Origin of the sequence: Paenibacillus sp. S02, from assembly GCF_019454065.1 — a bacterium.
Taxonomy (GTDB): domain Bacteria; phylum Bacillota; class Bacilli; order Paenibacillales; family Paenibacillaceae; genus Paenibacillus; species Paenibacillus polymyxa_B.
Window position 1 is genome coordinate 3,689,593 of sequence record NZ_CP073682.1, and the last position, 25,516, is coordinate 3,715,108.

The following is a 25,516-nucleotide window of genomic DNA, read 5'->3' on the forward strand; positions in this document are numbered from 1 at the left end:
TCTTTTTGAACAATGGTTAATTCAAAATTCATTGTATCACGCCCGCTCCGTTACTTGTAGTCCTCAAAAGTAACTCTGGTTATCAAAGCCTCTTGATGCAGCTCTTCATTTACTCCCTCTCGGGAAATCCTGCATTCCGATGAAAGCTTTAAGGGTAAACCTGTTTGGCGATCTATGGTCAGATGATACACAGTACGCACAATAGATTGCTCCAGCTGGTTGCTCATATCCTCACAACTTTGTGACCATATTTGAGTCAGCTTCTTTTGCAGTTCTCGATTCGTTCCTGTATGCTGCGTTTTTAATATCCCGATTTGAGGGTTTAAAGTATTCATTTCTTTTATTAAACGATCTTTCAACCAGCGCTTTGCCGAAGCAGATTCCGGTTCAATCCTCAATACCCAAGTTCCCCGGGGAGCTCCCGTTTCCATTCGAATGCTCTTATTCAGTGTATTTAATTCCTCAAGCTCCTGAATCGGATTGAAGCGATTTAACATACCATTTCCAACCAGAGGGGGATAACCGGATGTCAGCGCAACCCATTTTCCACTCTGACGAAGAAAACGTTCTTGTGTAACATCATGCTCGGACTTACCTTGTTGCAGGGCCACGTAGCCACCTTGCTTACGAAAAGCTTCTGTAGAGCCCCAATGCATGATCAATTCATCGTGATTTCTTAGCCTACCGCGATATTCAAACTGCTTATTCGTTGGCAGACCACTGTCAGCTCTAATTGCAGTCCGTCCAGTAAACGTTACCATCTCTTTGCCGGCCATTCCTGCAACAGATCTCTTAAAAATCTGCTCAGGAGTATATTGTCGATCCAGTGCACAACCACTTAACACACCTATTACAAGGAACACACCACAAACCTGCATCACCCATTGCTTTTTCCAATGCATCCCATCATCCGTCCTATCCTGAACATAACTGTACTCATGAGCAATAATCCTGCTTCAAGGCAGTTATGCTATCTGGTTCACTTCATCGTGTTATCCCTATAGTTCAAATCATACACACGATATAGTCACATTTAGGATTACCTGTCTGCAATGGGTTATGCAAGACAAAAAGAGAACATTCCCTAAGGAATATTCTCTACACATTGGCTACATGATCAACAACTGTTCGATTGCGTCCTTCATTTTTCGCTTCGTACAAGGCCATATCAGCCCTATAAAATAAAGATTCAATACTGATCTGCTCGTCCAGCCAGTTCCATTCAGCAATCCCGCAAGAAACAGTCACCTGAGGCTCGGTTTCATGCTGTACACGGTAACGTATTTTTTCTGCATATCCGAGCGCCTGCTGCACCCCCAGCTGCGGTAAATAAATGGCAAGCTCCTCGCCGCCCCATCTGGCACATACATCCTCATCGCGAGTCGCCGAACGAACGATATTGCTGACGCTTTTCAAAATTTCGTCACCCGTCTGATGCCCATGCGTATCATTCACCTGTTTGAATTGATCAATATCTACCAAAATAAGAGATCCACAGAAATCCTTTTCCTGATGTTGCTGAATGATTTGGTCCACATAATGACGTACATACAGACCTGTTAACATATCCATATTAGCCAGCCGCCGCACCTCAGCGTGCAGCATAGCATTGGTTACCGCCAACCCGATATGAGGGGCTAGCATTTGCAGCATTTTGTAATTATCGTAAGAGAAAAAGTGTGGAAGCTTGCTGGACAATAGTATAACCCCTTTAGGAGTACCGCTGGTCTTCATAGGTACAGCCATCAAAGACTGGGAGTCCGTCGCATCCATAAAATGAGAGGTTATCTTCCCATCCTTTCTATAGTCCGACACAATCACTGGTTCTCCTGTTTTGCGTATCAGTCCAGCAAATCCATCTTCATGAGGGTAACTTTCCAGTCTTAAGCTTTCCACATTGCTCGACATGACCTTAAAACAGCTTCCATCCTGATCAAGCTGTACAATACAACAAAAGTCCGCCATGAACATTTTTAATAACTCCTGCACGGCAAATTCAAATATTTCATTTAACTTCAGGCTCTGATTCAAGCGCTGAACCAGTTCATTAATGAGACGCAATTCATGGATAAGTACATTCGATTGCTCAAGCAGCTTCGCATTTTCAAATGCAGTGCCAGCCGTATCCGCCATCATGGCAATCAGCTCTAAATCCACTTTTTTCATACTATCCGCACCCGATGGAAGGATCATATGGAAAACACCGTATACACCCTGCTTGCCACGTAATGGGATGCCGATTTCAGTCATTTCATCTTGTGTACCGACAGGCTCATTCACAGCCATTTGCCCTTTCATAAATGCACGGACGCATACATCTTCGTCCCGTTCATGCAACAGCAAAGGTTTGACCTGCGGATTGCGACTGTGTCGATCCTGACTCATATACAAGGTGATATCTACATGGGGAAACAAATAGGCGATGCTCCCGAATACCTCATCCAGCACGCCTTCCACGTCAATTTTGTCATGCATCCGTTTTACAATCTGAAATAAAATAGAACGGCGTCTACCTTCACGATCGCTTCGATTCTGCATCCCAAGGATATCTTCCATAAATATATACTCAAACTTCGAGTAAAAGCAGGATTTAAAATGTAAAGCAGCTGCTAATAATGTGTCCTGATTTGAAACAGAATGTTGAGCAGGCCGTGTAAAACGAAGAGCGGCAAAGGGCTCCCTCTTGTAATTACGGCATAGTATGGGAACCATATACACAAACGCAAGGCTTCCATCACGAAGTTTGCGCTGACTCACTTCCATCTCTCTAGATATGCAACAACGTTCGACCAAATCCAAATCCTCGTCATCATCTTCTTCCCTACCAGCAACACGAACTCCTATAAAATTAAAAACAGCAGTATATTCTTCGTTAATCCAGGATATACCATTGCTCTGCTGTAACCAACTCCGATATCCTTGGACAAGCAGCTGGTTAATATAGGGGAAATCATAGGGTGTCATATCCATGTTCTGGAGCCAGGCAAAAGACGTATATCCTTTATCATCAAACAGCGGAGCACCGCCAGCCTGGACTGTTTTACTGTCAAGCATTTGCTGATCCGTTGTTGAAAATTCCGACATATTAAGGCGCTCCTTCACAGCAAAATTAGCTGTACCAAGACAGCGGCTATACACCACTATAGCTCATAATATGATCTATTTTACTCTCAACTCTAGAAATTTGCATCCATTTTTCAGAAATTCGTCCCACTTTTTTAGTTCTTAAGCCCTATCGACAAATTCTGACGTTTTCATTCTTTTTCTTTTCTTGACATTGACCCACTCTTACATATAGTATATATTAATGAAAAAGACTGTACGGCAGAACTATCTACTGTGCGGATCTTAAATTTTGGGCGTAACAGTTTGTGTCACCCTCATCTTTTTTGTTGCTGACAGGACAGCGGCTGAACTTTTCTGTCAGTAGTGCGTCTCACCTTAATAGGTAGCGCCGAACAAATTGGAGCGCAAAGAGAGCCCCAACTCAAATTTTAATTATGAAGGAGTTAACTCTATAATGGCACGTTACACTGGTCCTAAATTTAAATTGAGCCGTCGTCTCGGTATTTCCCTGAGCGGCACAGGTAAAGAATTGAAACGCCCTTTCCCTCCGGGACAACATGGTGCAAACCAACGGAGAAAAATCAGCAACTACGGTATGCAGCTTCAAGAGAAACAAAAGCTGCGTCACATGTACGGCTTGGGTGAAAAACAATTCCGTACCCTGTTCAACAAAGCTCAACACATGCACGGTATCGCTGGTGAAAACTTTATGTTCTTGCTGGAAAGCCGCCTGGACAACCTTGTGTTCCGTCTTGGCTTTGCTAATTCCCGTGCAGGCGCACGTCAATTGGTAGCTCACGGTCACGTTACTGTGAACGGTAAAAAAGTTGACATCGCTTCTTACCAAGTAAGTCTTGGCGACGTGATCGGTCTTCGTGAAAGAAGTCGTTCCCTGTCTTCCATCAAAGAAGCTTTGGAAAACCGCAACCACTTGGCAGCTTACCTGGAGTACAATGACGCAGCTCTGGAAGGTAAATTCATTCGTTTGCCTGAGCGTGGCGAATTGTCCCAAGATATCGATGAAAAACAAATCGTCGAATTCTACAACCGCTAATCCTTGCATTAGCACCAAAAAGCACCCGAATTTATTCGGGTGCTTTTTTATATTCCCTATGCATCGAGCCTGAGGGTTTTATTCAATGGGGATGTATACCTTCATACTCAAATGATCTGGATAGGAGGAATTCATCACGTCCGTAATTTCAAAATCAGGCCCCTCCCTCCGTTCAAAATTAGAATTAGGGAGCCATGTGCCATAGATAAAGTCTCGTATATTCTGAACCCGTCCATCTGAACCCGAAGCGTCAAACTCAGCATACTTCCCTGCTGGAATCTCCATATATATGAAACCCTCTGCCAGTTCTTTTGACTCTTTTTCAACTGCCTCGCCTACCACAAATGAAAATGCACCGTTGTCTTCAAATCGACAGGCAACCCCATACGACATTCCCGGTGCAATTTTGTTCGGGATACACATAAAATATTCATTTGCTCCAAAGTGCCCATAAAACCCTGGGATTTCTTTATAGTGCTGCTCATTATTCAGATTTGTTTTATATTCATATCCTACAATTTTGACCGAATCGAGCTGCAATATCACCGGCTTATTCACATCCAAATCCCCCATCGTATTTTTTTGGTAATCCAGAAAATTGATTTTACTTTGCACAGGAAGCTCAATATCACCGTTACGATACTTCCCAGGGGTGATCCCAAAATTCTTTTCAAAAGCGCGGGTAAAAGCTTCTTGTGAGTTGTACTGATACTCAATAGCAATGTCCAACACTTTTTGATTGGATTGTTTTAGCTGTTCAGCCGCCTCGGACAATCTTCTTCTTCTTATATATTGTTGAACCGTAAAACCCGAAATGGCCTGAAAAACCCGCTGGAAATGAAAAGCTGAAAAGCATGCCTGTGAAGCAATCTCGGCAATTTTTAAATCCTCCCGGAGATTCAATTCAATAAACTCAATCGCACACTGAATTCGTTTAAAGTAGTCCATATAATCCTTCCCCGCACTTGTAATTGTTTTGGTTGTCTATCCTACACCCAAATTGTGCAACCCACGTTTTCATTATGTATAACTCTTTACCTACATGTTTGATTATTTGTGCTAAGTTTATCATGACTTTTCACTTGGCAGAAATAAAAAAGCAACGCTGAGATCGATACAATCTCAGCGCTGCTTTTGAATATCTTTCATTATCCAAGCTTGATTTTAGCAAATTTCCGTTTACCTACCTGGACAATGTCGCCTTCCTTCGGCGTGTATGCTTCGTTCACATCGGTCCATTTCTCTTCGTTAATTTTGACCGAACCCTGCTGAATACTGCGCTTGGCTTCACCATTAGATGCTGCAAAGCCCAGATGAGTCAGCAATTGGATCACACGAATGCCACCTTCTTCTAACTGATCAGCCGTCAAGGTGAACTCTTCAATATCGTCAGGCAGCGCACGTTGCTGGAATACGGTCACAAAATGCTGCTTTGCTGCTTCCTCTGCTTCTTCACCGTGGTACATGCGCACTAACGTTCCAGCCAGCTTCATTTTGGCATCACGTGGATGTACTGAGCCATTCTTAACACCTTTCGCCAGCTCTGCCAGCTCTTCGTTGTTGATATCCGTTGCAAGCTCAAAATATTTCAGCATCAGCTCGTCAGGAACGGACATGGATTTCCCGTATATTTCGTTCGGCTCCTCATCAACACCAATGTAGTTCCCCAAACTTTTGCTCATCTTCTGGACGCCATCCAGCCCTTCAAGCAATGGTAATGTAATAGTAGCCTGCGGCTCAACTCCGTATTCTTTTTGCAGGGTTCTGCCCATCAGCAGATTAAATTTCTGATCCGTCCCCCCCAATTCAATATCGCTTTGGAGAGCCACGGAATCCATGCCCTGCATCAGCGGGTAAAAGAACTCATGGATGCTGATCGGCAATCCGTTTTGGTACCTTTTTGTAAAATCATCTCGTTCCAACATACGGGCAACCGTTACTTTGGCCGACAGGGTTACTACATCAGCAAAAGACATTGGCCCTAACCATTCGGAATTGTAGAATACCTTTGTTTTTTCAGGATCGAGAATTTTAAAAATTTGTTCCTTGTACGTTTGTGCATTACGCTGTACATCTTCCTCAGTCAGTTGCTTACGAGTCTCCGATTTACCTGTCGGATCACCAATTCTGCCTGTAAAATCTCCGATAATCAGTTGCACTTGATGGCCTAATTCCTGGAACTGGCGCAGTTTGTGCATAACAACCGTATGTCCGATGTGAATGTCGGGCGCAGATGGATCAAGACCCAGCTTAATTTTGAGCGGCTCGCCGCTAACGACCGATTTAATTACCTTACGCTTCAGCTCATCCTCCGGTACAATTTCCGCCACACCCCGCTGTATCACCTCTAGCTGTCGCTCGACCTCTACCTGTTGCTCCGGCTTCAATTCTTCCCACTTCATCCTGTATACCTCCTATTTTTCATCCAAAATATTACATATTATATAAACCAAAAAGCCCCTTTCATCCCAAGGGACGAGAAGGAGCTACTCGCGTTACCACCCTAATTAAAGAAACGCATATCAAAGACAGACATTTCTTTCACTTCATTCCTATAACGGGCCTACACCCGGTACTGGATTACTATGGTAGCTTCGCAAACCTGCAAATGCTTTCCATTCATCCAGACAGCTCCAGACGGTAATTCAAAGGAGGGACGCTACCGATTTACACCACCCATCGGCTCTCTGCACAACGTGATTCCGCCTTCTACTGAAGTCTTTCTCTGCTTTTCACGATATTTACTTTGACCTATTTATAACACACTGCTTTTATGTAGTCAACGACACCAAAAGACAGGCTTTTTAGCATATGGGTTCATTTTGTAATTTTATGCTATAATAATGGCTGTTATAAAGGAGGAAGACTTAATGGTTGAAGAAAAAAACAATGTATCAACGCCAAAGCCTTCCCGCTTGAGGACAACCATGCGAAGGCTCGGCCGTGTCATAAAGTGGGTCATCATCATCGGTTTTATGGGGGCACTATTTGCAGGAGGGGCCGCCGCCGGCTATGTTGCTTCTATTGTAAAAAGCGAACCCGTGCGTTCCAGATCCATGATCTTACAGGAAGTAGATAAGAATGCAATTACAGGCTTCGCTTATTTCAATGACGGCTCTCCCATCGGACAACTTCGGACAGAAGAAGATCGAAGACCTGTCACGTTTAAGGAGATTCCACAACTCGTCATTGACGCAGTCATTGCCATTGAAGATAATCATTTTTATGAGCATAAAGGTGTCGATCTGTCGGGAACGCTGCGTGCTGTGAAGCAAAAGGCGCTGCATGAATCCGTACAAACCGGGGGGAGTACCCTCACCCAGCAGCTTGCGCGTCGTGTCTTTCTAAATCTCGATCGCACGGATGACCGCAAGGTCAAAGAAATTTTGCTGTCTCTGCGCCTTGAGCGCTTCCTGAGCAAGCAACAAATTATTACAGCCTATCTCAATAAAGTACCTTTTGGTAACGGTTCAAGCGGTTACAACGTCTTTGGCATTAAAGCAGCGGCCAAAGGTATTTTTAATGAGAATGATCTGAACGAGATTAATGTAGCCCAGGCCGCCTATCTGGCAGGTTTGCCACAGCTTCCTTCTTCTTATTCTGCTTACAACGGTAAGGGCGAGTTTAATGAAGCTGGCTTTAAAAGAGCCATCAACCGCCAGCACCTGGTGCTCAGTCGAATGCTGGAGGAGAACAAAATCAATAAAGCACAGTATGATGAAGCGATGGCTTTTGATATCAAAAAATCTCTCGCACCACGCACTGTTAAAGCTTATAACACCTATCCATACCTTATGATGGAAACAGAACGACAGGCTGCGCAGGCACTCATGTCTGTCACCAATCCGGGTCAAGCAGCTAATGCCAGTGCAGATGCCAAGACCAAGGACGATAACGATTTACTCAAAGAAGCCGAACAGCAGCTTCGCACAGGCGGTTATATGGTGTACACCACCATTGATAAGAGCGTCTACAAATCTATGCGTCAAATTGCAGAAAATAAAAACAACTTCTCTGCCACTAGTAAAACCAAGGGTGACGAACAAGCAGCGGCTATTCTGATTCAGCATAAAACAGGCGCCATTCTCGGAATGATGGAAGGTCGGGACTTCCAAAAGGAGCAGATGAATTATGCCACCCAGATGGTACGTCAGCCGGGTTCGGCAATGAAACCGATTGCTGCCTATCTCCCTGCATTGGACAGCGGTCTTGTGCAGCCTGGTAGTATCGTGGATGATGCCCCTATTATTTTGAAAGATGGCAGTAATGGATATCACATTCCGAAAAATTCTAACAACCGCTATCAAGGATTGGTCACTGCGCGTTATGCATTGAATCAATCGCTAAATACGATAGCACTCAAGCTGTTTAACGAAAAAGTAGGGATTAGCAATGCTTGGGCTTTTGCTAAAAAACTGGGTATCACCACCTTGGAATCCAGTGATAACAACGCACAAACGGGTGTACTTGGCGGCTTGGCCCATGGGGTGACCGTCGAGGAACTCACGAATGCATATGGAGCCATTCCAAATGGCGGTGTGTTTAATGACGCCTATATGATCGAAAAGATTGTGGATTCGCAAGGCAATATTGTATATAAGCATCAGGCTAATCCTGTGCAGGCCTTCTCACCGCAAACCGCCTACCTGATGACGGATATGTTGCGTACAGCCGTGTCGGAAGGCACAGGTAGACTGGCGAAGCGGAACTTTGATCAATCCGGCAAGATTCCGATTGCCGGCAAGACAGGCACTACGCAATCCTACACTGATGTTTGGTTCGAGGGCTTTACGCCTGACGTCACGCTGGGTGTATGGGTTGGTTACAAGCAACCTGTCAATAAGCTTGAAACGAAAGTCCAAAAAGAGCGGGCTCGTCGCCTATGGGCTCTAATCATGAATGAAGTAACAGCTAAAGATGCTCAGTTGTTCCAAACGGACAGCTTCAAGAGACCTGACGGCATTGTAAGCCGTACAGCATCCGCGTACGGTTCGGACATTTATAACAGTAAGTATCCACCTAAAAACAGTGAAAATGGTGTGAGCCGTGCGAAATATATTACCTACCAAGGTGTGAATTATATTCCACGCGATGGTACACCGGATGATATGTTATATGAACGGACCGTTAGGAAACGGGAAAAGCCCATCTCAGAATTGATTAAAGAGCTTCAGCAAGCCTTCAAGGTGATGAGACGACATAATTCGTTGTCCTACTATCTGCCTCAGGATGCAGATAAGGAAGCTCCTACTCAGATTGATCCACGCAAGGACGATGGAGCAGCCCCTAACGCTCCATCTAGCGTCAACGTAAGCTATAGTGACGGCAAAGCCATAATCAGCTTTAGCCCAAGCGGAAACAGCGACGTCGTAGGATACCGTCTGTATCGTTCTACAGATGGGGGTAGCTTCCAACGGCTTGGCAAGGTCGTTATGGCTGACGGCTCCAAGGTGTTCTCTGACAGCCCTGGGGGCAGCAGCTCCAGCTACTACGTGACCGCCGTTGATGTAGGCGGCCATGAGTCCGATCCAAGCACGAAAGCAAGCGCAGCACCTGTGGTGCCACCTGCAGATTCTGAGTCTTCAGACGTTCCGGGCGAGGGAGATGGAACAGGTGTGCAGCCTACAGAGGTTCCTACTGCCCCTGGACAGCCTCAAGCTAAAGCCGCAGGCTCATCCGTAGCGCTCCAATGGAGCGCAGGTAAGTCTGCGGACGCTATTACAGGCTATAACGTGTATTACAGCGAAAGCGGTGCGGAGCCTTTTACAAACATAGGCTCTACCGCATCTACCAGCTTTGAATATAAGTCAGGGAAAAAGCCAAAAGGCTGGTTTCGTGTCACTTCCATGAATACCATAGGGGAATCGGCTCCTTCCGGAGCCGTCCGTCCATAACTGAAGACAAAAGCAGAAAGTGATAGGTTGGGTGAATATGAGATTCACCCTAACAAAAAGGGAGTCCCCTTAGCCATTAAGGCTTTGGAGACTCCCTTTTTTAATTCTAATATGCACAGCACTTCAATCCTCTATGGTAGATAAGTCACCTGTAGGAAGGTTAAGCTCCCAGGCTTTCAACACGCGTCTCATAATTTTACCAGAACGGGTTTTGGGTAGCTTTTCCTTAAACTCAATTTCGCGTGGAGCAGCATGAGCAGACAGCCCTTCCTTAACGAAGCGATAGATGTCCTGCTGTAAAGCTTCAGACGGTGCATAGCCTTCACGCAGTGCAACAAAAGCCTTGATAATCTCTCCCCGCACGGTATCTGGTTTTCCAATGACTCCGGCTTCCGCTACAGCAGGATGCTCCAGAAGCTTGCTCTCCACCTCAAAAGGGCCGATTCGCTCCCCGGAGGAGTTAATGACATCATCAATCCTACCCTGAAACCAGAAATATCCGTCCTCATCCATGTAAGCTGAATCACCCGATACATACCAACCGGGAAAGCGGAAATATTCCTGAAACTTGTTCGGATTGTTCCATATACGATTCATCATGGATGGCCATGGTGTACGGATCGCCAAGTGGCCCATCCGGTTAGGAGGCAACACCTGCCCTCTGTCGTCCAAAATAGCAGCCTGAATACCTGAGAGTGGCTTCCCCATCGAACCCGGCTTAATCGGCAGCTCAGGGTAATTACAGATCAACTGTGCTCCTGTTTCCGTCATCCACCAAGTATCATGAATGCGCTGTGTATACACTTGCCATCCCCATCGCACCACTTCTGGATTCAACGGTTCCCCGACGGATAATACATGCCGCAGGCTGCTGAGATCATATTTGGAAACAACCTGCTCCCCTGCGCTCATCAGCATTCGAAACGCTGTAGGAGCACTATACCATATGGTCACTTCGTGACGCTCAATCGTGCGGTACCAGTCTTCCGGGCTGAAACGCCCCCCACGAATGACATTCGTCGCTCCATTTAGCCATGGAGCAAAAATACCGTATGATGTTCCCGTGACCCAGCCAGGATCAGCAGTACACCAATACACATCATCTTCCCGCAAATCCAGCACCATTTTGCCAGTATAGTAATGCTGAATCATTGCATTTTGCACATGATACACGCCTTTGGGCTTGCCTGTTGAGCCTGATGTATAGTGAATAATTAATCCATCTTCACGATTCAACCATTCTGGCTCAAGTTCCTCTGAGGACGTAAGCATTTCTGTCTCGAAATCGATAATTCCCTGCTCACGTGCATCCATATCACCAACCACAAAAATATGTCGCAGCTCAGGAAGCTCCTCACGTTTTACCCGTGACAGAAGCGCAGGTGTGGTCACTAATGCCACCGCCCCACTATCCTCCAATCGATCCTTAACCGCAGTTTCCATAAACGCCTCAAACAATGGACCGACAACAGCCCCTACCTTTAGAACACCAAGTAAACTAATAACCAGCTCGGGTGAACGTGGCATGAAAATAAACACCCGCTCCCCTTTACCAATACCGTATTTCCGCAGCACATTTCCGAACCTGTTAGAGCTAGCACGAAGCTGAGAGAAGGTGTAGGTTTCGTGACGGTTTGCGTCACAATACAATAGTGCCGCTTTCTCACCTCGTCCTTCCTGTACATGTCGATCAATGGCTTCATGTGCCATATTTACCTTGCCTGTTTCATACCACGTAAAATGACGCTCTGCATCCTCCCACTGAAAGTTGTTGTAAGCTTGTTCATACGGGCCCATGTTGGATGTGGGAACTACAGTCTGGAGTTCTTCAATCTTCATGCGTTAAGCCTCCTCACAATGGATTAATGAGAATCACACAGAACAAGATAACGCTTACAAAATCAATAAAGCAGATGAAGTTCTTTGATGTACTGGTTGATTTAAGCACTTAATTGTGAACATTTTATGTCTAAAACAGTATATCATAGGTCAGGATGTGACGACCATCCTTTTCATTTAATTGTTTTTTTGCTATAAGTAGGGGATATGAGGAACAAGCTCATGGCGAACAAGGAGGGCGTACACATGCAGCATTTAAAACTGTACCACTTGGACACGCTGGATCATAACGGACAAACAATCTATGTAGAAGGTCCCGTATCCGCGGATCAACTGCGTTCATTTCAAATGCACAAGCAATTAGATGCCTTTCGCAAACCAAAGGAACAGTTCGACGCGTTGGTGGACATTTCGGAACTGCCAGAAGGCAGAATTATCATTGCCCACAACGGGGAAACCCTTCTGGGATACGTTACCTTTCATTATCCAGATGAGATGGAGCGCTGGTCGGAAGCTGGCATGAAGGATTTACTGGAACTTGGAGCTGTTGAGGTAGCCGATGACTATCGTGGTCTGGGCCTGGGTAGCCGAATGATTCGGATTGCCTTTGAGGACGGACAGCTTGAATCCTATATTATTTTTACCACCGAATACTATTGGCATTGGGATTTAAAAGGCAGCGGTCTCTCCGTATGGGAATACCGCCGCATGATGGAACGTCTGATGAAAACTGTAGATATGGTCTGGTACGCCACGGATGATCCTGAAATATGCTCACATCCTGCTAACTGTCTGATGGTACGAATGGGAAAGGATGTGCCCCTCGCATCACAGGAGCAGTTTGACCATATCCGGTTTGTCCGAAGATTCATGTATTAAAAAATTATACCCTTAGCCCAAATGCTTGAGCATGAACTCCACAATACGATGCGAACGATGTGAAGCCTCTACCGTAAATTCAGCATAATTAACGTGAGCCGATCCATCAGCCTTATCTGACATAGATCGTAGGACAACATAAGGCACAGCGTTCATATGAGCTGTCTGAGCCACAGCTGCACCCTCCATTTCGGTACAAGCACCGTCCATTTCCTGATGCAATGCAGTCACTAACTCACGATTTGCAACAAATTGATCGCCAGAAAGTACCTTGCCGACAATATACCGATCGCCAAACGATTTACAGGCTTGCTCAGCTAGACTTACAAGCTCGGGATCAGCCACAAACTCTGAGGTGTCCTGATAAGGAATGACCCCTCTGGCATAACCCAAAGGCGTTACATCCATATCATGCTGCATACATGTTGATGAGATGACAATATCCCCAATGTTTAAATCGGGATGAACTGCCCCTGCCACTCCCGTAAATATAATCTGTTCTACACCAAAATGATCAATCAGGATTTGTGTTGTTACCGCAGCATTAACCTTGCCTACACCGGATTTGCAGACAACGACTCTTTGCCTGTGAATGATTCCTGTAGTGTACGTGATTCCAGCCTTGACCGTCTTGCTCGCTTCCGTCATCGCTGCCAGCAGCAATTCAATTTCTTCATCCATAGCACCCATTAATCCATAAAGTCGGCTCATTACGCATCCCTCTATTCTTGGTTTGATGATGATGTCCATAAGAAGCTTTATATCCGCGAAAAAAGCTCCATCAAAGGAGCTTTCATCGAAGGTATATCCTATTCAGCACTGCGTCTAGTCTAAATAATTAACTGACAACCGCAAAATTGTTTCATGCGGCAAAATAACGCGAGGATTCTCCACGTTTTCCTTTTTCATCAGCTTGGTCAGCAAACGCATCGCTACCGCACCCAAATCGTACATCGGTTGCGCGACGGTTGTCAGCTGAGGACGAACCATAGAGGCCATACGAATATTGTCAACACTGATTACCGAAAAATCATCAGGAACTTTCAATCCCTCATCCTGAATACTGTGGATCGCACCAATTGCCATTTCATCCGTAGCAGCAAAAATCGCACTTGGCTTCTTCTTCAGGCCGAGAAAATATTTCATTGCTTCGACACCGGATTCATAACGGTAGTTCCCGATTCGCACGAGATCCTCCTGATAATCAATTCCGGCTGTTTCCAGTGCTCTCTTGTAACCTTGGAAACGTGCATAGCCGTTTGCAGGGTCTTGAAGCGTACCACTGATCATTGCGATTTGACGGTGTCCATGGCGGATCAGCGTGTTTACTGCATCAAAAGCAGCGGCTTCATGGTCGATATCGACCGAAGGATAGCTTCCTTTTTCATCACTCGTTGCACATAGAACGATAGGGACCGCAGCTGTATGGAACGCCTGAATATGCTCGTCCGTTACTGTACCACCCATGAACAGAAGACCATCCACTTGCTTTTCAAGCAATGTGTTGATGACACGAATCTCTTTTTCTTTTCGCTTGTCGGCATTACACAAAATAATATTATAGTGATACATATTCGCTATATCCTCAATACCGCGCGCAATTTCTGCAAAAATTGAGTTCGATATATCCGGTATAACCACGCCGACGGTCGTTGTCTTCTTGCTGGCCAGACCTCTAGCGACCGCATTTGGACGATATCCCAATTGTTCAATCGCTTCGTACACTTTCTTGCGGGTCTGAGGTTTCACATTAGGATTATTGTTAACTACGCGGGACACTGTGGCCATTGAGACACCAGCTTCGCGAGCTACATCATAGATCGTTACCGTCACATTCCTTCTCTCCATTGCCAATAAATTTTCAACCGAATCCTAGATCAACTAATTAGAACCATGATACGACAAAATACTACTTTATGCAACGACAGCACACATTCTATCTATGTGAGATGATCGTGGAGTGCACGGGCTGTAATATTCGAATGGGATGTATGCCAAACAGCCTCTCCGCCCTTGATTAAAATGGCCTGCGGGGATTCATGCTTCACCTGAAGCCTGTCCGCGGTTTCATTGGACACCGGCCGATCTTCTACTACATAAATGATACCGTATTCAATATTTTCGTTGGGAGCGCCATGCAAATAGGACTCCACTTCCTGATATGCGCCTGCACTTATCGGACAACGTGTGCTATGTTTAAAGAGAAGCAGCGGCTTGTCTGATGACGCTTCCAGAGCCGTATTTAATTGTTGAACAGTAGTCATTTTTGTCATCGTCGCCATTGGATATACATTCCTTTCTGTGTCTTGTCGTATGGCCTATTCACATCGTAACAAAAAGAACATGTAAAATCCAATGGTGACCATGAAAATTTTCATATTTTTTAGTTTTTTGTATTCGTAAATACCGATTCACTGGTAAAACCGGATAATTGAACCAATTTTTTCTCTACATCATTCATCCAATCTTCGTCTCCCAGACTTCTCGCATAGCGATAAAGATCCAGTAAGAGATTAATTCGAAGCTCCATGCGCTCCTCCAAAGCAGATTGCCAATCCACATTGGGATTGTCCGCTTCCTCCAATACAAGCTTGCGAATTATTTCTGCCAGTTCATTGTTGCGAGCAAAAGATATTCTCCGTGCCGTAGGTTTGCTCCCTAGACTTTGTAATAGTGCCTTAATGTCCTTCGTCACATGCTGCAAAACCTCACTGGAAAAGCATGACGAGCATGAGAATACAGGGACGTGCAAAATTTCAACCTTGCCCGCATAGATTACCTTCCGCAGTTCCAGTCCCATCGGTTTGCCACATTGACATTGCTTCTGCATTTAACCACCTCATTACGTAGGATCAAACTATATGAGGATCTCATCAGAATCCAAATATATCTATTTACTAGTCTAATAAATATTTGTTAACTCCATTAAATCTATCATACCTTGTTTTATTTCGACTTTGGGACCTCAAATCCTTCCACAGATTGCAGCTATGAACAAATTACCAAAGCTTTGGCGGGTCAGAAAATGACGACAATTGCTGTCAAAGAGCAGACTACTAACATAAGAATCTGCGAAGGAATGGACTTCGAGCGTTCTTTTTCTTAAGATGTAAAAGTACAGATTACAAAACAGAGGTGTCATCATGTGACGCACGAAAGGATGGTTGGATGTCAAGACTTGCCGGAAAAAAGGTTATCGCCCTAGTGGATGAGGAATTCGAGGATCTGGAGCTGTGGTATCCGATTTACCGTGTTCGTGAAGAAGGCGCAGAAGTGCATTTAGCCGGTGCGGAAAAGGGTAAAAAATATATTGGAAAATATGGCGTACCTGCTGAAGCGGAATATGCCTTTGAGGAACTGAGTAGCAGTGATTATGACGGGATTCTCGTCCCTGGCGGTTGGGCACCTGATAAACTGCGCCGCTATCCCAAGGTAATTCAACTCGTACAGGAGTTTCATGCTGCTCATAAGCCGATTGGACAAATCTGCCATGCAGGCTGGGTACTGATTTCTGCTAAAATTTTGGATGGTGTTACGGTAACCTCCACACCAGGTATTCGTGATGATATGGAGAATGCAGGAGCTATTTGGAAGGATGAGGCAGTTGTGACGGACGGACATATTGTATCTGCTCGTCGGCCGCCTGATCTTCCACCTTACGGAAAAGCTTTCTGCGATTTGTTAGCAGATAACACCCGAAAATAAGAGATTAAGTTAATTTTCCGTAATCTCAAGAGGCTGTCAACAAGATGAAAAAAAGAACCTTCAAAACCATGAATAAGTGGTTTTGAAGGTTCTTTTTCGTCCAAGCCGTGATACGACATTAAGGTTTGCTACGACAAGCCCAACAGTACGGAGTGTTGGCTGTGCAAAGCTTTGCGGACATTACATATTACTGCCGTCCAGGCCCGGCCGGAGTGCAGCTGACATTAGCTGCAGTCAGCTTGTCTTCGATCGCTGCACCAGTGGACATGCCAAAGCAAACCTGAGCGACTGTCGTTGCCTCAGATGCAGTCGTATTCAGCACACGATGCTTGACCCGCAACAAAGATTGGGGAGACATGCTGAGTTGATGTATCCCCAGTTCCAGCCAAAGAGGAACGGAACGTTCATCTCCAGCCATCTCACCACATACACTCACATCAATTCCTGCTTGATGTGCCGCTTGTGCAGTCATGCGCAGCATTCGAAGTACAGCTGGATGGTATGGATGGTACATATGTGCAATCTGCTCATTCATACGGTCTACAGCCAGCACATACTGAACCAGATCATTCGTTCCGATACTAAAAAAATCTGTTTCAGCTGCCAATAGCTCAGCGATCATCGCCGCAGCCGGTACCTCAATCATAATTCCTCGCTGAATGTTCGGATTATAGGCAAGCCCTCTTGCATCCAAATCCGCCATAGCCTCCTTCAAAAGAGCATCTGCCTGGCGGACCTCCTCCACGGATGAGATCATCGGATACATTACCTTGATATTTCCCGTTGCACTGGCTCTTAAAATTGCAGTCAACTGGGTTTTAAACAATTCCTTCCAATCTAGACTGATCCGTATAGCACGGTAACCTAGAAAGGGATTTTCTTCCTCTGGTAGTTGAAGATAGTCCAACGGCTTATCTCCACCGATATCCAATGTACGGATGACTACAGAGTGGTTTCCTGCCTTTTCCGCTATCAGCCGATATACTTCATACTGCTCCTCTTCATCTGGAGCAGATTTGCGATCCATGTATAAAAATTCCGTGCGGAACAGTCCCACACCTTGAGCGCCATGCTTCAACGCTGCCTCCAGCTCTTTAATCGAACTAATATTGGCCGCCAGCCTCAGGGTGGTTCCATCCTTGGTCACGGCATCTACAGAAGCAAGTACCTGAAGCTGCTCTTTTCTGCGTCGCTGCTCGTCGCGCAAAATTTTATAATGATCAGTTACTGTTTTTTCCGGATTCACATAAACTTTGCCCAGGTCTCCGTCCACAACCATCATATCTCCCGTTTGAACGGGCAAATTCAGATTGCTCTCCAGTCCTGAAACGAGTGGAATACCAAGTGCGCGGGCCATGATCGCAGAATGTGATGTTTTACCACCATTCATAGTTACAATCCCTAAAACATAGCTAGGATTCAAGTGTGCTGATTGGGAGGGTGAGAGCTCCTTGGCTACCAGAATATAGGGTTGTGTATCCTTGGGCAGAGTCACTTCCGGTGCACCCAGCAAATGCTTGAGCAGCCGGTTCCCCACATCTTTGATATCGATTGCCCGCTCCTTCATATATTCATCGTCCAGTAAATCAAACATTGTCACAAAATGATCAATGGCTTCCTTCACGGCCACCTCAGCCGCCTTGTACTGACGCTCAATAATTCCGCGAATTTCATTCATGAATTCCGGATCTTCCAATATCGCAAGATGAGCATCAAAGATGCTGGATTCCTCTGGCCCCACCATCTCTCGAAACTCATCCTTAATAAACTGGATTTCACTTTTGGATGTGCGTATCCCTTCATACAACCGTTCAAATTCCTTTGCAAGATCTACCGCATCCATTTTTTGATCAGGTAAATCCCACTCCCAGCTCGGCAGGACAAATGCCTTCCCGATTGCCACACCTGCTGCGGCGCCGATGCCTTCTATCATGTTTCTACCCCTCCAACATTCCTGTCATGCAGCACAACGGACATTACCGAGGCCTGACCTTTTTTCACTGTTTTAAACGGAGCAAAGCTCCACGACTTGACGCGATCCGGATTCGTGATGACCATAGGAGTCACCAGCGATGGAGCTTGCTCTCGCAGCGCCTGCAAATCAAATTTGATTAGCAATTGCCCCGGTTCCACCGTATCGCCTGCTTCTACCATAGCAGTAAAATTCCCTTTTAGCTGTGAAGTATCAATCCCTATGTGGAGCAGAACCTCAAGTCCCTCTCGTGTGGAGATGCCTAAAGCGTGCATAGTCGGATACAAGTGCATCACAGTACCATACACTGGAGACACAAGTTCACCACGTTCAGGAACAAAAGCAACACCGTCCCCGACCAGCTTCGTCGCAAAAATTTTGTCAGGCACTTCATGAATCGGGAGCATTTTTCCATGTACAGGAGCGTTGAACAAAATTTGAGGGAGATCACGCTCCATCAGCTTCGCGATTTCCTCACGAATCAGTTCTGAATACGTTCCGAATACAACCTGCAAATTACCCCCACCCAGATTGATAAGCCCGGCCGATCCCAAAGCCTTCATCGCTCCGGTATCAATCAGCCTGTCATTGTGGACGGTCAGCCGCAAACGTGTGATGCAGGCCTCTACCTGCACAATATTTTCCTTCCCGCCAAGTGCTTCCAAAATAAGTGGAGCACTATAAGGAATATTGCCGGCCCAATCCTCCAGAACCGAACCTTCCTCGCGCCCAGGAGTTGGAATACGGAACCGCCGGATAGCCCATCGAAACAGTACATAATACACAAGCCCGTACGCCACTCCCACTGGAATTAACAACCAGGCGTTATGTGAGAGATGAAAATTAAGGACATAATCTATAAAACCCGCCGAATAGGAAAATCCGTGATGAATATCCAGCTCAAAGGTAAGCCACATGGCCAGCCCAGACATAACCGCATGAACGAGGAACAAATAAGGTGCTGCAAACAAAAAGGCGAACTCGATCTGTTCCGACACTCCGGTAAAAAAGCAGACAAGCGCAGCCGTCAAAAATGTTTTTTGAACCTTTGGCTTCAAGTCTTCACGTGCTTCCTGAATGATCGCCAGCGCAATGGCAGGGATCGCAAACATCATAATGGGGAACAACCCGGACATGAAATAGCCCGCTGTCGGATCGCCAGCAAAAAACCGGGGTAAATCTCCCTGCACAACGTTGCCAGACGGCGTTTTATATGTACCTAGTTGGAACCAAAAAATATTATTAAGCAGGTGGTGCAGACCAAAGGCCGCCAGCAACCGATATAGAATACCGTAGATAAACAGTCCAAAGCCACCCAAGCTCGATTCTAGACCTACTATAAATTGCAGCCCTCTCTGTATGAGTGGGGCAATAATTAGCATGAGTCCTGCAAACACAGCCGAGAAGAGACCAATAAGCAGCAGAACAAATCGGGTACCCCCAAAAAACTGAAGCACCTCGGGCAATTTGATGCTTTTGAAGCGATTATAGGCCACCCCTGAAATGACCCCCAAAATGATACCAATGAGCGTCGCCGGTTGAATGAGTCCGTTTCCAAATCTCAATGTGACCTGATCATATATAGCCATACCAGCTAATGCTGCCAGTCCCGCCTGACCTGCCTGATTCGACATCCCCAGTGCAACACCAACCGCAAATAAATATGGCAAAAAATAAAAAATCCCGTGTCCCGCCGCATTTGCCATATCAGACACCATAGGGAATCCCCATGTAGACCAAGGAAGGCTGCCGAGACTTAGCAATATTGCAGCGGCCGGTAGCACCATCGTCGGGAGCATGACAGCACGACCGAGCTGTTGTAAGGATCCGAGCCAATTCATGGCATTCCTCTCCTTTCTATCCCTGATGGTAAGCCGAATAAATACTTTTGTCAAAGCAATGATTCCATCTGCCAAAATATTTATTTACGCTTCTACAGGTCAAAAAACTTTATCAACAGATAACACTATGAATCCGTCTAGACCATTTTCATCATCAAGGCATACATACATTATATGGATTGCTAAAAGAATAATATACTTTACCATATTCCTCATTTCGCACCAAAAACCTTCAACCCTGTGAAGCAAGGGAAGAAGGTTTTCATGTGCGTATAGCACGGGTCACTGATCCTTGTTTATCCTTTACGTACAGCCTGGGTCACTGAGTCCTCCACCTTAATGCAACGATCCATAATAACCGTCATTCCATGCTCCTGCGCAATGTCAGCGGCTTCCTGGCTTATAATTCCCTGTTGAAGCCACAAAATCTTAGCTCCAATAGCTGCTGCTTCACGCGCAACCTCTGCACAGTATTCACTGCGGCGGAATACATTGACCAGCTCCACAGGCTCAGGTACTTCAGCAAGACTGGCATAACAAGTCTCCCCAAGAATCGTTTGCCCTGCCGCCGCAGGGTTAACCGGAATAATCCGGTATCCCCGCTTCTGCATGGCATAAGAAACCATATAAGAGGTTCGATCTGATTTATCAGACAAACCAACAACCGCAATATTGCCTACTTGTTCCAAAATGGTTTTAATCTCTTCTCTCGACGGATTTTCAAAAGCCATCCTGTTCCCTCCTATTCGCATCTTCGTTTGCTTTTATTTTACCCATTCTACAGAAGCACCAAGCGTCGTTAGATGGTCAAAATACTGCGGATACGATTTGGCGACATGATGTGCATCCTTGATCACTAACGGCTTCTGTGCGCGCAAACCTACAATCGTCAAGGCCATAATAACACGGTGATCAAAATGCGCGTTAATTTCCACGCCACCTTCGACACCCTCCGGTCTGCCATGTACGATAATTTCCGCCTGGCGTTCTTCTACCCGAGCTCCAGCCTTGGTCAGCTCATTCAAATAATCGGTAATGCGGTCACATTCCTTATACCGTAAATTCTCCACGTTATAAAAGCGGGACGTGCCTTCAGCAAATACAGCCGCAGCCACCATTGCAAGCACAGCGTCTGTTGCAGCATCACCGTCAAACTCGACAGCTTTCAATCGGCCATTGCCCTTCACGACAACGGTATCGTTCTCATGTGTCAGTGGCACTTCCATCATGCGCAACACATCTACGATAGCGCGTTCTCCCTGTTTGCTCTGCTCTTTAAGACGATGGATGGTAACATCAGAATTTGTTACTGCAGCAGCCGCTAGCACCGCTGCACTCCCTGGATAGTCTCCCTGTACAGTATACGTACGTGGCTGATAGGATTGCCGCCCCGGGATACGGAAAGACATGTAATCATCGCTTGCATGAATGATAATACCAGCTTCTTGCAATACCTCCAGGGTCTGCCCAATGACCACCTTGGATTTCAAATCATGCAGCACTTCGATTTCGCTGTCTTCCTTCAGTAAAGGCGTGAGGAATAGCAGGGCGCTCAAATATTGTGAGCTAACCGAGCCGGACACCTGAATTTTACCGCCTTTCGCCTGACCACCCTGAATACGAATTGGCAACTTACCTTCACGATGATCTACTTTCACGCCCAGTTGCCCCAGTGCATCGATTAGATCATCATGTGGTCTCTTGCCCAATGAGTCGGGATATGTATTAACAAATGTAACATCCGGACATAGAGATGCAATACCCATCAAAAAACGGAGCACCGCTCCTGCGTTTCCCACATTCAATTCCTTCACAGCTTGAGGATGTTTACCAAAACCTGTAATAACTATTTTTTCATCGTCCTCTTCCAGTACTGCACCCAGATCGGCGATACAACGACGCATAGCATCACTGTCTTCACTATGGGCTGGATAATAAATGGTACTTTGTCCCTCAGCAAGTGCCGCAGTGAGCAGATAACGAGTAGTGTAGTTTTTGGAGGACAGGGCCCCAATCTCTCCTTGCAAGGAAGGGGTAGGTCTAACGATAACATCCATAATGTACATGCTCCTTTTCAGTTCAAACCATCCTATTTTACGTTAATTATACAAGTTGTAGCATTCATTTCTCCACCCAAAAAATAAGAAATATTAATCTAGGTCGCCCAAGTGAATCCCGTCGGTTAATTAATCTATACCTGCCTTCAGGATTAAGCCGATTGACAGCCTAGAGATAGCTTAGCTATCATACATAGAGTGTGTGTGACATTTTGCACACGTCAAAAACATACGTATCACCCATTATTTATCAGAAAAGAGGTCCGGCCATGACGCAAATCGCCCTGATTGAACCTTCTGAGTTGCGCGCACGTCTGCAAGCAGGAGAGCAATTGCAATTAATCGACGTCCGCGAAGCGGAAGAAGTGGCGGAAGGCATGATTGAAGGTGCCAAGCACATTCCGCTCGGACAGCTTCCGGGTCGTCTTGAAGAAATTGAACGCACCGGTGAAATTATCTTTATTTGCCGGAGCGGTTATCGCAGTGAACGAGCCTGCGAATATTTACAGCAGCTAGGTTATGAAGGCTGTACTAACATGACCGGCGGCATGCTGCAATGGTCACAGGAGCAATAGAAAACCTACTTAACAAAAGAGACGGGAACTTCCCGTCTCTTTTGTTTTAGCTCAAAGCTTAGACGCGGTAATGCATTAAAATATTCTGTCCCTATCATACCATAGCGTCAAAAGATTACACAATCCTCTACTACCATCAGAATGATATCCATAATTAAAAATTAAAAAACGGAAGCTTCTTCTACCCATAGGGCAAAAAAGCTTCCGTTGTATTACATAATGCTATTCATGCAAATCCGTCCGTTCATTAGAACCATTGATGATGGAATACGCCTTCTTTGTCCACACGTTTGAACGTATGGGCACCGAAGTAGTCACGTTGTGCTTGCAGCAGATTTGCTGGCAAACGCTCAGTGCGGTAGCTATCGTAGTATGCAAGCGCGCTGGAGAAGCCAGGCACTGGAATACCTTGGGATACAGCCACGGAAATCACTTGACGCCATGCATCTTGATATGTTTCAACTACATTTTTGAAGTAAGAATCCAGTAACAGGTTTTTCAAGGCAGGGTCGCGGTCATATGCATCCTTGATGTTTTGCAGGAATTGCGAGCGGATAATGCAACCGCCACGGAAGATCATAGCGATTTTTCCGTATTTCAAATCCCAATCATATTCATCGGAAGCTGCACGCATTTGAGCGAAACCTTGAGCATAGGATACGATTTTACTTGCAAACAGTGCTTTACGTACGCTTTCGATAAATTCTTTTTTGTCGCCGCTGAAGGACTCAGCTTTAGGACCGCTCAGCACTTTGCTTGCCGCAATGCGCTCGTCTTTCATAGCAGACAAGAAGCGGGAGAATACGGATTCGGTAATCATGGACAATGGCACACCCAGATCCAAAGCGCTTTGGCTTGTCCATTTACCTGTACCTTTTTGACCAGCAGCATCCAAGATAACGTCTACCATTGGCTTACCTGTTTCAGCATCGTATTGGGAGAAGATGTCAGCTGTAATTTCGATCAGGTAGCTGTCCAGTTCCCCTTTATTCCATTCCGTGAAGATTTCATGAAGCTCTTCCGCATTCACGTTCAGGACTGATTTTAACAGGTGATAAGCTTCACCGATCAATTGCATGTCGCCGTACTCGATACCGTTATGCACCATTTTCACATAGTGACCAGCACCGTCGGGACCGATATATGTACAGCATGGGTCGCCTTCTACTTTAGCAGAGATTGCCGTCAGAATTGGCTCTACCAGTTTATAGGCACTTTCTTGTCCACCCGGCATGATGGCAGGACCATTCAAGGCACCTTCTTCACCACCGGATACGCCTGTGCCAATAAAGCGAAGTCCTTTTTCCTCCAGCTCCTTGCTGCGGCGCTGTGTATCAGGGAAGTAGGCATTGCCTCCGTCTATAATAATGTCGCCCTTGTCCAGATGAGGCACAAGCTGTTCAATCGTGGCATCTGTTGCTTTACCAGCTTGAACCATGATCAGGATTTTACGGGGTGATTCCAGTGAGTTCACAAATTCTTCAATAGAGAAAGTACCCGTCAGTTTTTTACCTTCTGCTTCTTTGATAAGATCGTGCGTTTTTTCTGGAGAGCGATTAAAAACTGAGACGGTGAAGCCTCTGCTCTCAATATTAAGGGCTAAATTCTTACCCATTACCGCCAGGCCGATCACACCAATTTGCTGTTTTGCCATCTGGTTCCTCATCCTTTGCAACATATTTTGTCTTCTATATCGCCGCTTTACCGCATTACACTTTATGTGAATCGGAACACGTGCACTTCTATTTTAACGTTTTTGGTGTAAGAAGTGAACCCCTGTCTATTCACAGATCAAAACACCTCATTTTCATGAGGTGTTCAGATGTACTACGCTTCCATCATCAACAGTTGGTGGGATAGCGTTTGCAGGCGTTCATGGCAATTCCCGATTTTAGCTGTATCTCCCGCTGTCATCGCTGTGAACAGTTTCTCCAATTCATCGTCCACTTCCATTTTAAGCAGCAGCAGCCGGGTTTCCCCTTCATTGGAAGCGTACATATCCTCCATTTCCTGTGCGGACAGCACCGGTCCTTTCTGATAAATGACACGCTGTTTAAAGCCTGTAACCTCGACCAGACGAATGACCTCACCGAACAAAATATTTTCTACTAAAATATGATGATCCTTAACTCTTTTGACAATGGCATGACCTCGGGTGCTTCCAATCAGCTTCTCCAACCACTCAGCCAGCTTGGCATCGCGGATTACATAATCTCCAGCCAACTTGTAGTGTCCTGTGCGCAGCTGTTGAAAACGGAGCTTCACCAGCTTGCGCCCGGTTCTCACCGACAAAACCAGGTACGACTCATCCTCGCTCCAGTACAGCGAATACCCTTCCGATATCAAATCCTTGATCAGATTATGGATATGCCGACGGCTAAACCGGAGCTCTAGATTGCAATATTCTACCTCACAGCCCTTGTTCACGGCATTCCCTCCTTTTTCAAGTCCGATTCAAGAAGTCCGGCTACAGCATGCCTGCGGCTTTCCCGCTTGATCTTCCCTTGCTCTATTTTATACTTCATTTTATGTAAGGGTACTTGGTTATTTGACCTATTTTTATGAGTAACAGCGCACAATCCTACTTTTGCCTTATATGCTTGTTTCAAACCTGGTCTAAAGTCGGCCAAGCCC

Annotated in this window: 20 protein-coding genes and 1 other annotated feature; of the genes, 5 read left to right on the top strand and 15 right to left on the bottom strand. The window is 45.7% G+C overall.

Features of this window, described 5'->3' with window-relative positions; translation table 11 throughout:
- Positions 1 to 50: 50 nt before the first annotated feature.
- Positions 51 to 902: a hypothetical protein gene (locus tag KAI36_RS16395; protein ID WP_481856490.1), complete on the bottom strand. Its 852-nt coding sequence runs from the start codon at positions 900 to 902 to the stop codon at positions 51 to 53.
- 196 nt (positions 903 to 1,098) lie between these two features.
- A complete protein-coding gene (locus KAI36_RS16400; RefSeq protein WP_220025428.1) occupies positions 1,099 to 3,084 on the bottom strand; it encodes a sensor domain-containing diguanylate cyclase in 1,986 nt (661 codons plus the stop codon).
- A 436-nt stretch (positions 3,085 to 3,520) separates the two neighbouring features.
- Between KAI36_RS16400 and rpsD the strand changes: the two genes are divergently transcribed.
- Positions 3,521 to 4,120: a 30S ribosomal protein S4 gene (gene rpsD / locus KAI36_RS16405; protein WP_025723468.1), complete on the top strand. Its 600-nt coding sequence runs from the start codon at positions 3,521 to 3,523 to the stop codon at positions 4,118 to 4,120.
- Positions 4,121 to 4,198: 78 nt separating this feature from the next.
- Here rpsD and KAI36_RS16410 read toward each other — a convergent pair whose 3' ends face one another.
- Both KAI36_RS16410 and tyrS read right to left on the bottom strand, forming a co-directional pair.
- Positions 4,199 to 5,068, bottom strand: coding sequence for an AraC family transcriptional regulator (locus KAI36_RS16410; protein WP_220025429.1), 870 nt, complete (start codon positions 5,066 to 5,068; stop codon positions 4,199 to 4,201).
- A 200-nt stretch (positions 5,069 to 5,268) separates the two neighbouring features.
- Complete coding sequence (gene tyrS / locus KAI36_RS16415) at positions 5,269 to 6,522, bottom strand: tyrosine--tRNA ligase (protein WP_220025430.1); 1,254 nt, start codon at positions 6,520 to 6,522, stop codon at positions 5,269 to 5,271.
- 66 nt (positions 6,523 to 6,588) lie between these two features.
- Positions 6,589 to 6,855, bottom strand: a binding site (T-box leader).
- Positions 6,856 to 6,990: 135 nt separating this feature from the next.
- Here tyrS and KAI36_RS16420 point away from each other — a divergent pair.
- A complete protein-coding gene (locus KAI36_RS16420; protein WP_220025431.1) occupies positions 6,991 to 10,014 on the top strand; it encodes a transglycosylase domain-containing protein in 3,024 nt (1,007 codons plus the stop codon).
- Positions 10,015 to 10,137: 123 nt separating this feature from the next.
- On the opposite strand, the gene acsA is transcribed toward KAI36_RS16420, so the two are convergent.
- Positions 10,138 to 11,853 carry an acetate--CoA ligase gene (gene acsA / locus KAI36_RS16425; protein ID WP_220025432.1) on the bottom strand — a complete coding sequence of 572 codons (1,716 nt, stop codon included), beginning with the start codon at positions 11,851 to 11,853 and terminating at the stop codon, positions 10,138 to 10,140.
- A gap of 246 nt (positions 11,854 to 12,099) precedes the next feature.
- Between acsA and KAI36_RS16430 the strand changes: the two genes are divergently transcribed.
- A complete protein-coding gene (locus KAI36_RS16430; RefSeq protein ID WP_061828998.1) occupies positions 12,100 to 12,732 on the top strand; it encodes a GNAT family N-acetyltransferase in 633 nt (210 codons plus the stop codon).
- A gap of 12 nt (positions 12,733 to 12,744) precedes the next feature.
- Here KAI36_RS16430 and KAI36_RS16435 read toward each other — a convergent pair whose 3' ends face one another.
- The 4 genes from KAI36_RS16435 to KAI36_RS16450 form a co-directional block, all read right to left on the bottom strand.
- Entirely contained in the window at positions 12,745 to 13,443 is a 699-nt protein-coding gene (locus tag KAI36_RS16435) for a 5'-methylthioadenosine/adenosylhomocysteine nucleosidase (protein WP_220025433.1), read from the bottom strand.
- Positions 13,444 to 13,557: 114 nt separating this feature from the next.
- Positions 13,558 to 14,565 (bottom strand): catabolite control protein A, encoded by a 1,008-nt coding sequence (gene ccpA / locus KAI36_RS16440; RefSeq protein ID WP_023989333.1) that lies wholly within the window; start codon positions 14,563 to 14,565, stop codon positions 13,558 to 13,560.
- Positions 14,566 to 14,672: 107 nt separating this feature from the next.
- Positions 14,673 to 15,014 (bottom strand): bacillithiol system redox-active protein YtxJ, encoded by a 342-nt coding sequence (ytxJ, locus tag KAI36_RS16445; RefSeq protein WP_013310927.1) that lies wholly within the window; start codon positions 15,012 to 15,014, stop codon positions 14,673 to 14,675.
- Positions 15,015 to 15,115: 101 nt separating this feature from the next.
- Positions 15,116 to 15,562, bottom strand: a complete 447-nt coding sequence (locus tag KAI36_RS16450; protein WP_023989334.1) for a hypothetical protein — start codon at positions 15,560 to 15,562, stop codon at positions 15,116 to 15,118.
- A gap of 338 nt (positions 15,563 to 15,900) precedes the next feature.
- Between KAI36_RS16450 and KAI36_RS16455 the strand changes: the two genes are divergently transcribed.
- The gene (locus tag KAI36_RS16455; RefSeq protein WP_220025434.1) at positions 15,901 to 16,437 is read left to right on the top strand and encodes a type 1 glutamine amidotransferase domain-containing protein; all 537 of its coding nucleotides are present in this window, start codon (positions 15,901 to 15,903) and stop codon (positions 16,435 to 16,437) included.
- Positions 16,438 to 16,624: 187 nt separating this feature from the next.
- Here KAI36_RS16455 and ptsP read toward each other — a convergent pair whose 3' ends face one another.
- The 4 genes from ptsP to aroA all read right to left on the bottom strand — a co-directional run bounded on the left by ptsP (position 16,625) and on the right by aroA (position 22,307).
- Positions 16,625 to 18,370 carry a phosphoenolpyruvate--protein phosphotransferase gene (ptsP, locus tag KAI36_RS16460; RefSeq protein ID WP_220025435.1) on the bottom strand — a complete coding sequence of 582 codons (1,746 nt, stop codon included), beginning with the start codon at positions 18,368 to 18,370 and terminating at the stop codon, positions 16,625 to 16,627.
- Complete coding sequence (locus KAI36_RS16465; protein WP_023989337.1) at positions 18,367 to 20,250, bottom strand: glucose PTS transporter subunit IIA; 1,884 nt, start codon at positions 20,248 to 20,250, stop codon at positions 18,367 to 18,369. The genes ptsP and KAI36_RS16465 overlap by 4 nt, the downstream gene beginning before the upstream one ends.
- A 296-nt stretch (positions 20,251 to 20,546) precedes the next feature.
- Complete coding sequence (locus KAI36_RS16470) at positions 20,547 to 20,981, bottom strand: CoA-binding protein (RefSeq protein WP_013310932.1); 435 nt, start codon at positions 20,979 to 20,981, stop codon at positions 20,547 to 20,549.
- Positions 20,982 to 21,014: 33 nt separating this feature from the next.
- On the bottom strand, positions 21,015 to 22,307 hold the full coding sequence (gene aroA / locus KAI36_RS16475; RefSeq protein WP_220025436.1) for a 3-phosphoshikimate 1-carboxyvinyltransferase: 1,293 nt from the start codon (positions 22,305 to 22,307) through the stop codon (positions 21,015 to 21,017).
- A 269-nt stretch (positions 22,308 to 22,576) separates the two neighbouring features.
- Here aroA and KAI36_RS16480 point away from each other — a divergent pair, with 269 nt between their 5' ends.
- The gene (locus KAI36_RS16480; protein WP_010345522.1) at positions 22,577 to 22,882 is read left to right on the top strand and encodes a rhodanese-like domain-containing protein; all 306 of its coding nucleotides are present in this window, start codon (positions 22,577 to 22,579) and stop codon (positions 22,880 to 22,882) included.
- Between the two features lie 247 nt (positions 22,883 to 23,129).
- Here the strand turns inward: KAI36_RS16480 and gndA are convergent, their stop codons facing one another.
- Both gndA and KAI36_RS16490 read right to left on the bottom strand, forming a co-directional pair.
- A complete protein-coding gene (gndA, locus tag KAI36_RS16485; RefSeq protein WP_069080015.1) occupies positions 23,130 to 24,536 on the bottom strand; it encodes an NADP-dependent phosphogluconate dehydrogenase in 1,407 nt (468 codons plus the stop codon).
- Between the two features lie 173 nt (positions 24,537 to 24,709).
- Positions 24,710 to 25,309, bottom strand: coding sequence for a hypothetical protein (locus KAI36_RS16490; RefSeq protein WP_025724013.1), 600 nt, complete (start codon positions 25,307 to 25,309; stop codon positions 24,710 to 24,712).
- Positions 25,310 to 25,516: the final 207 nt, after the last annotated feature.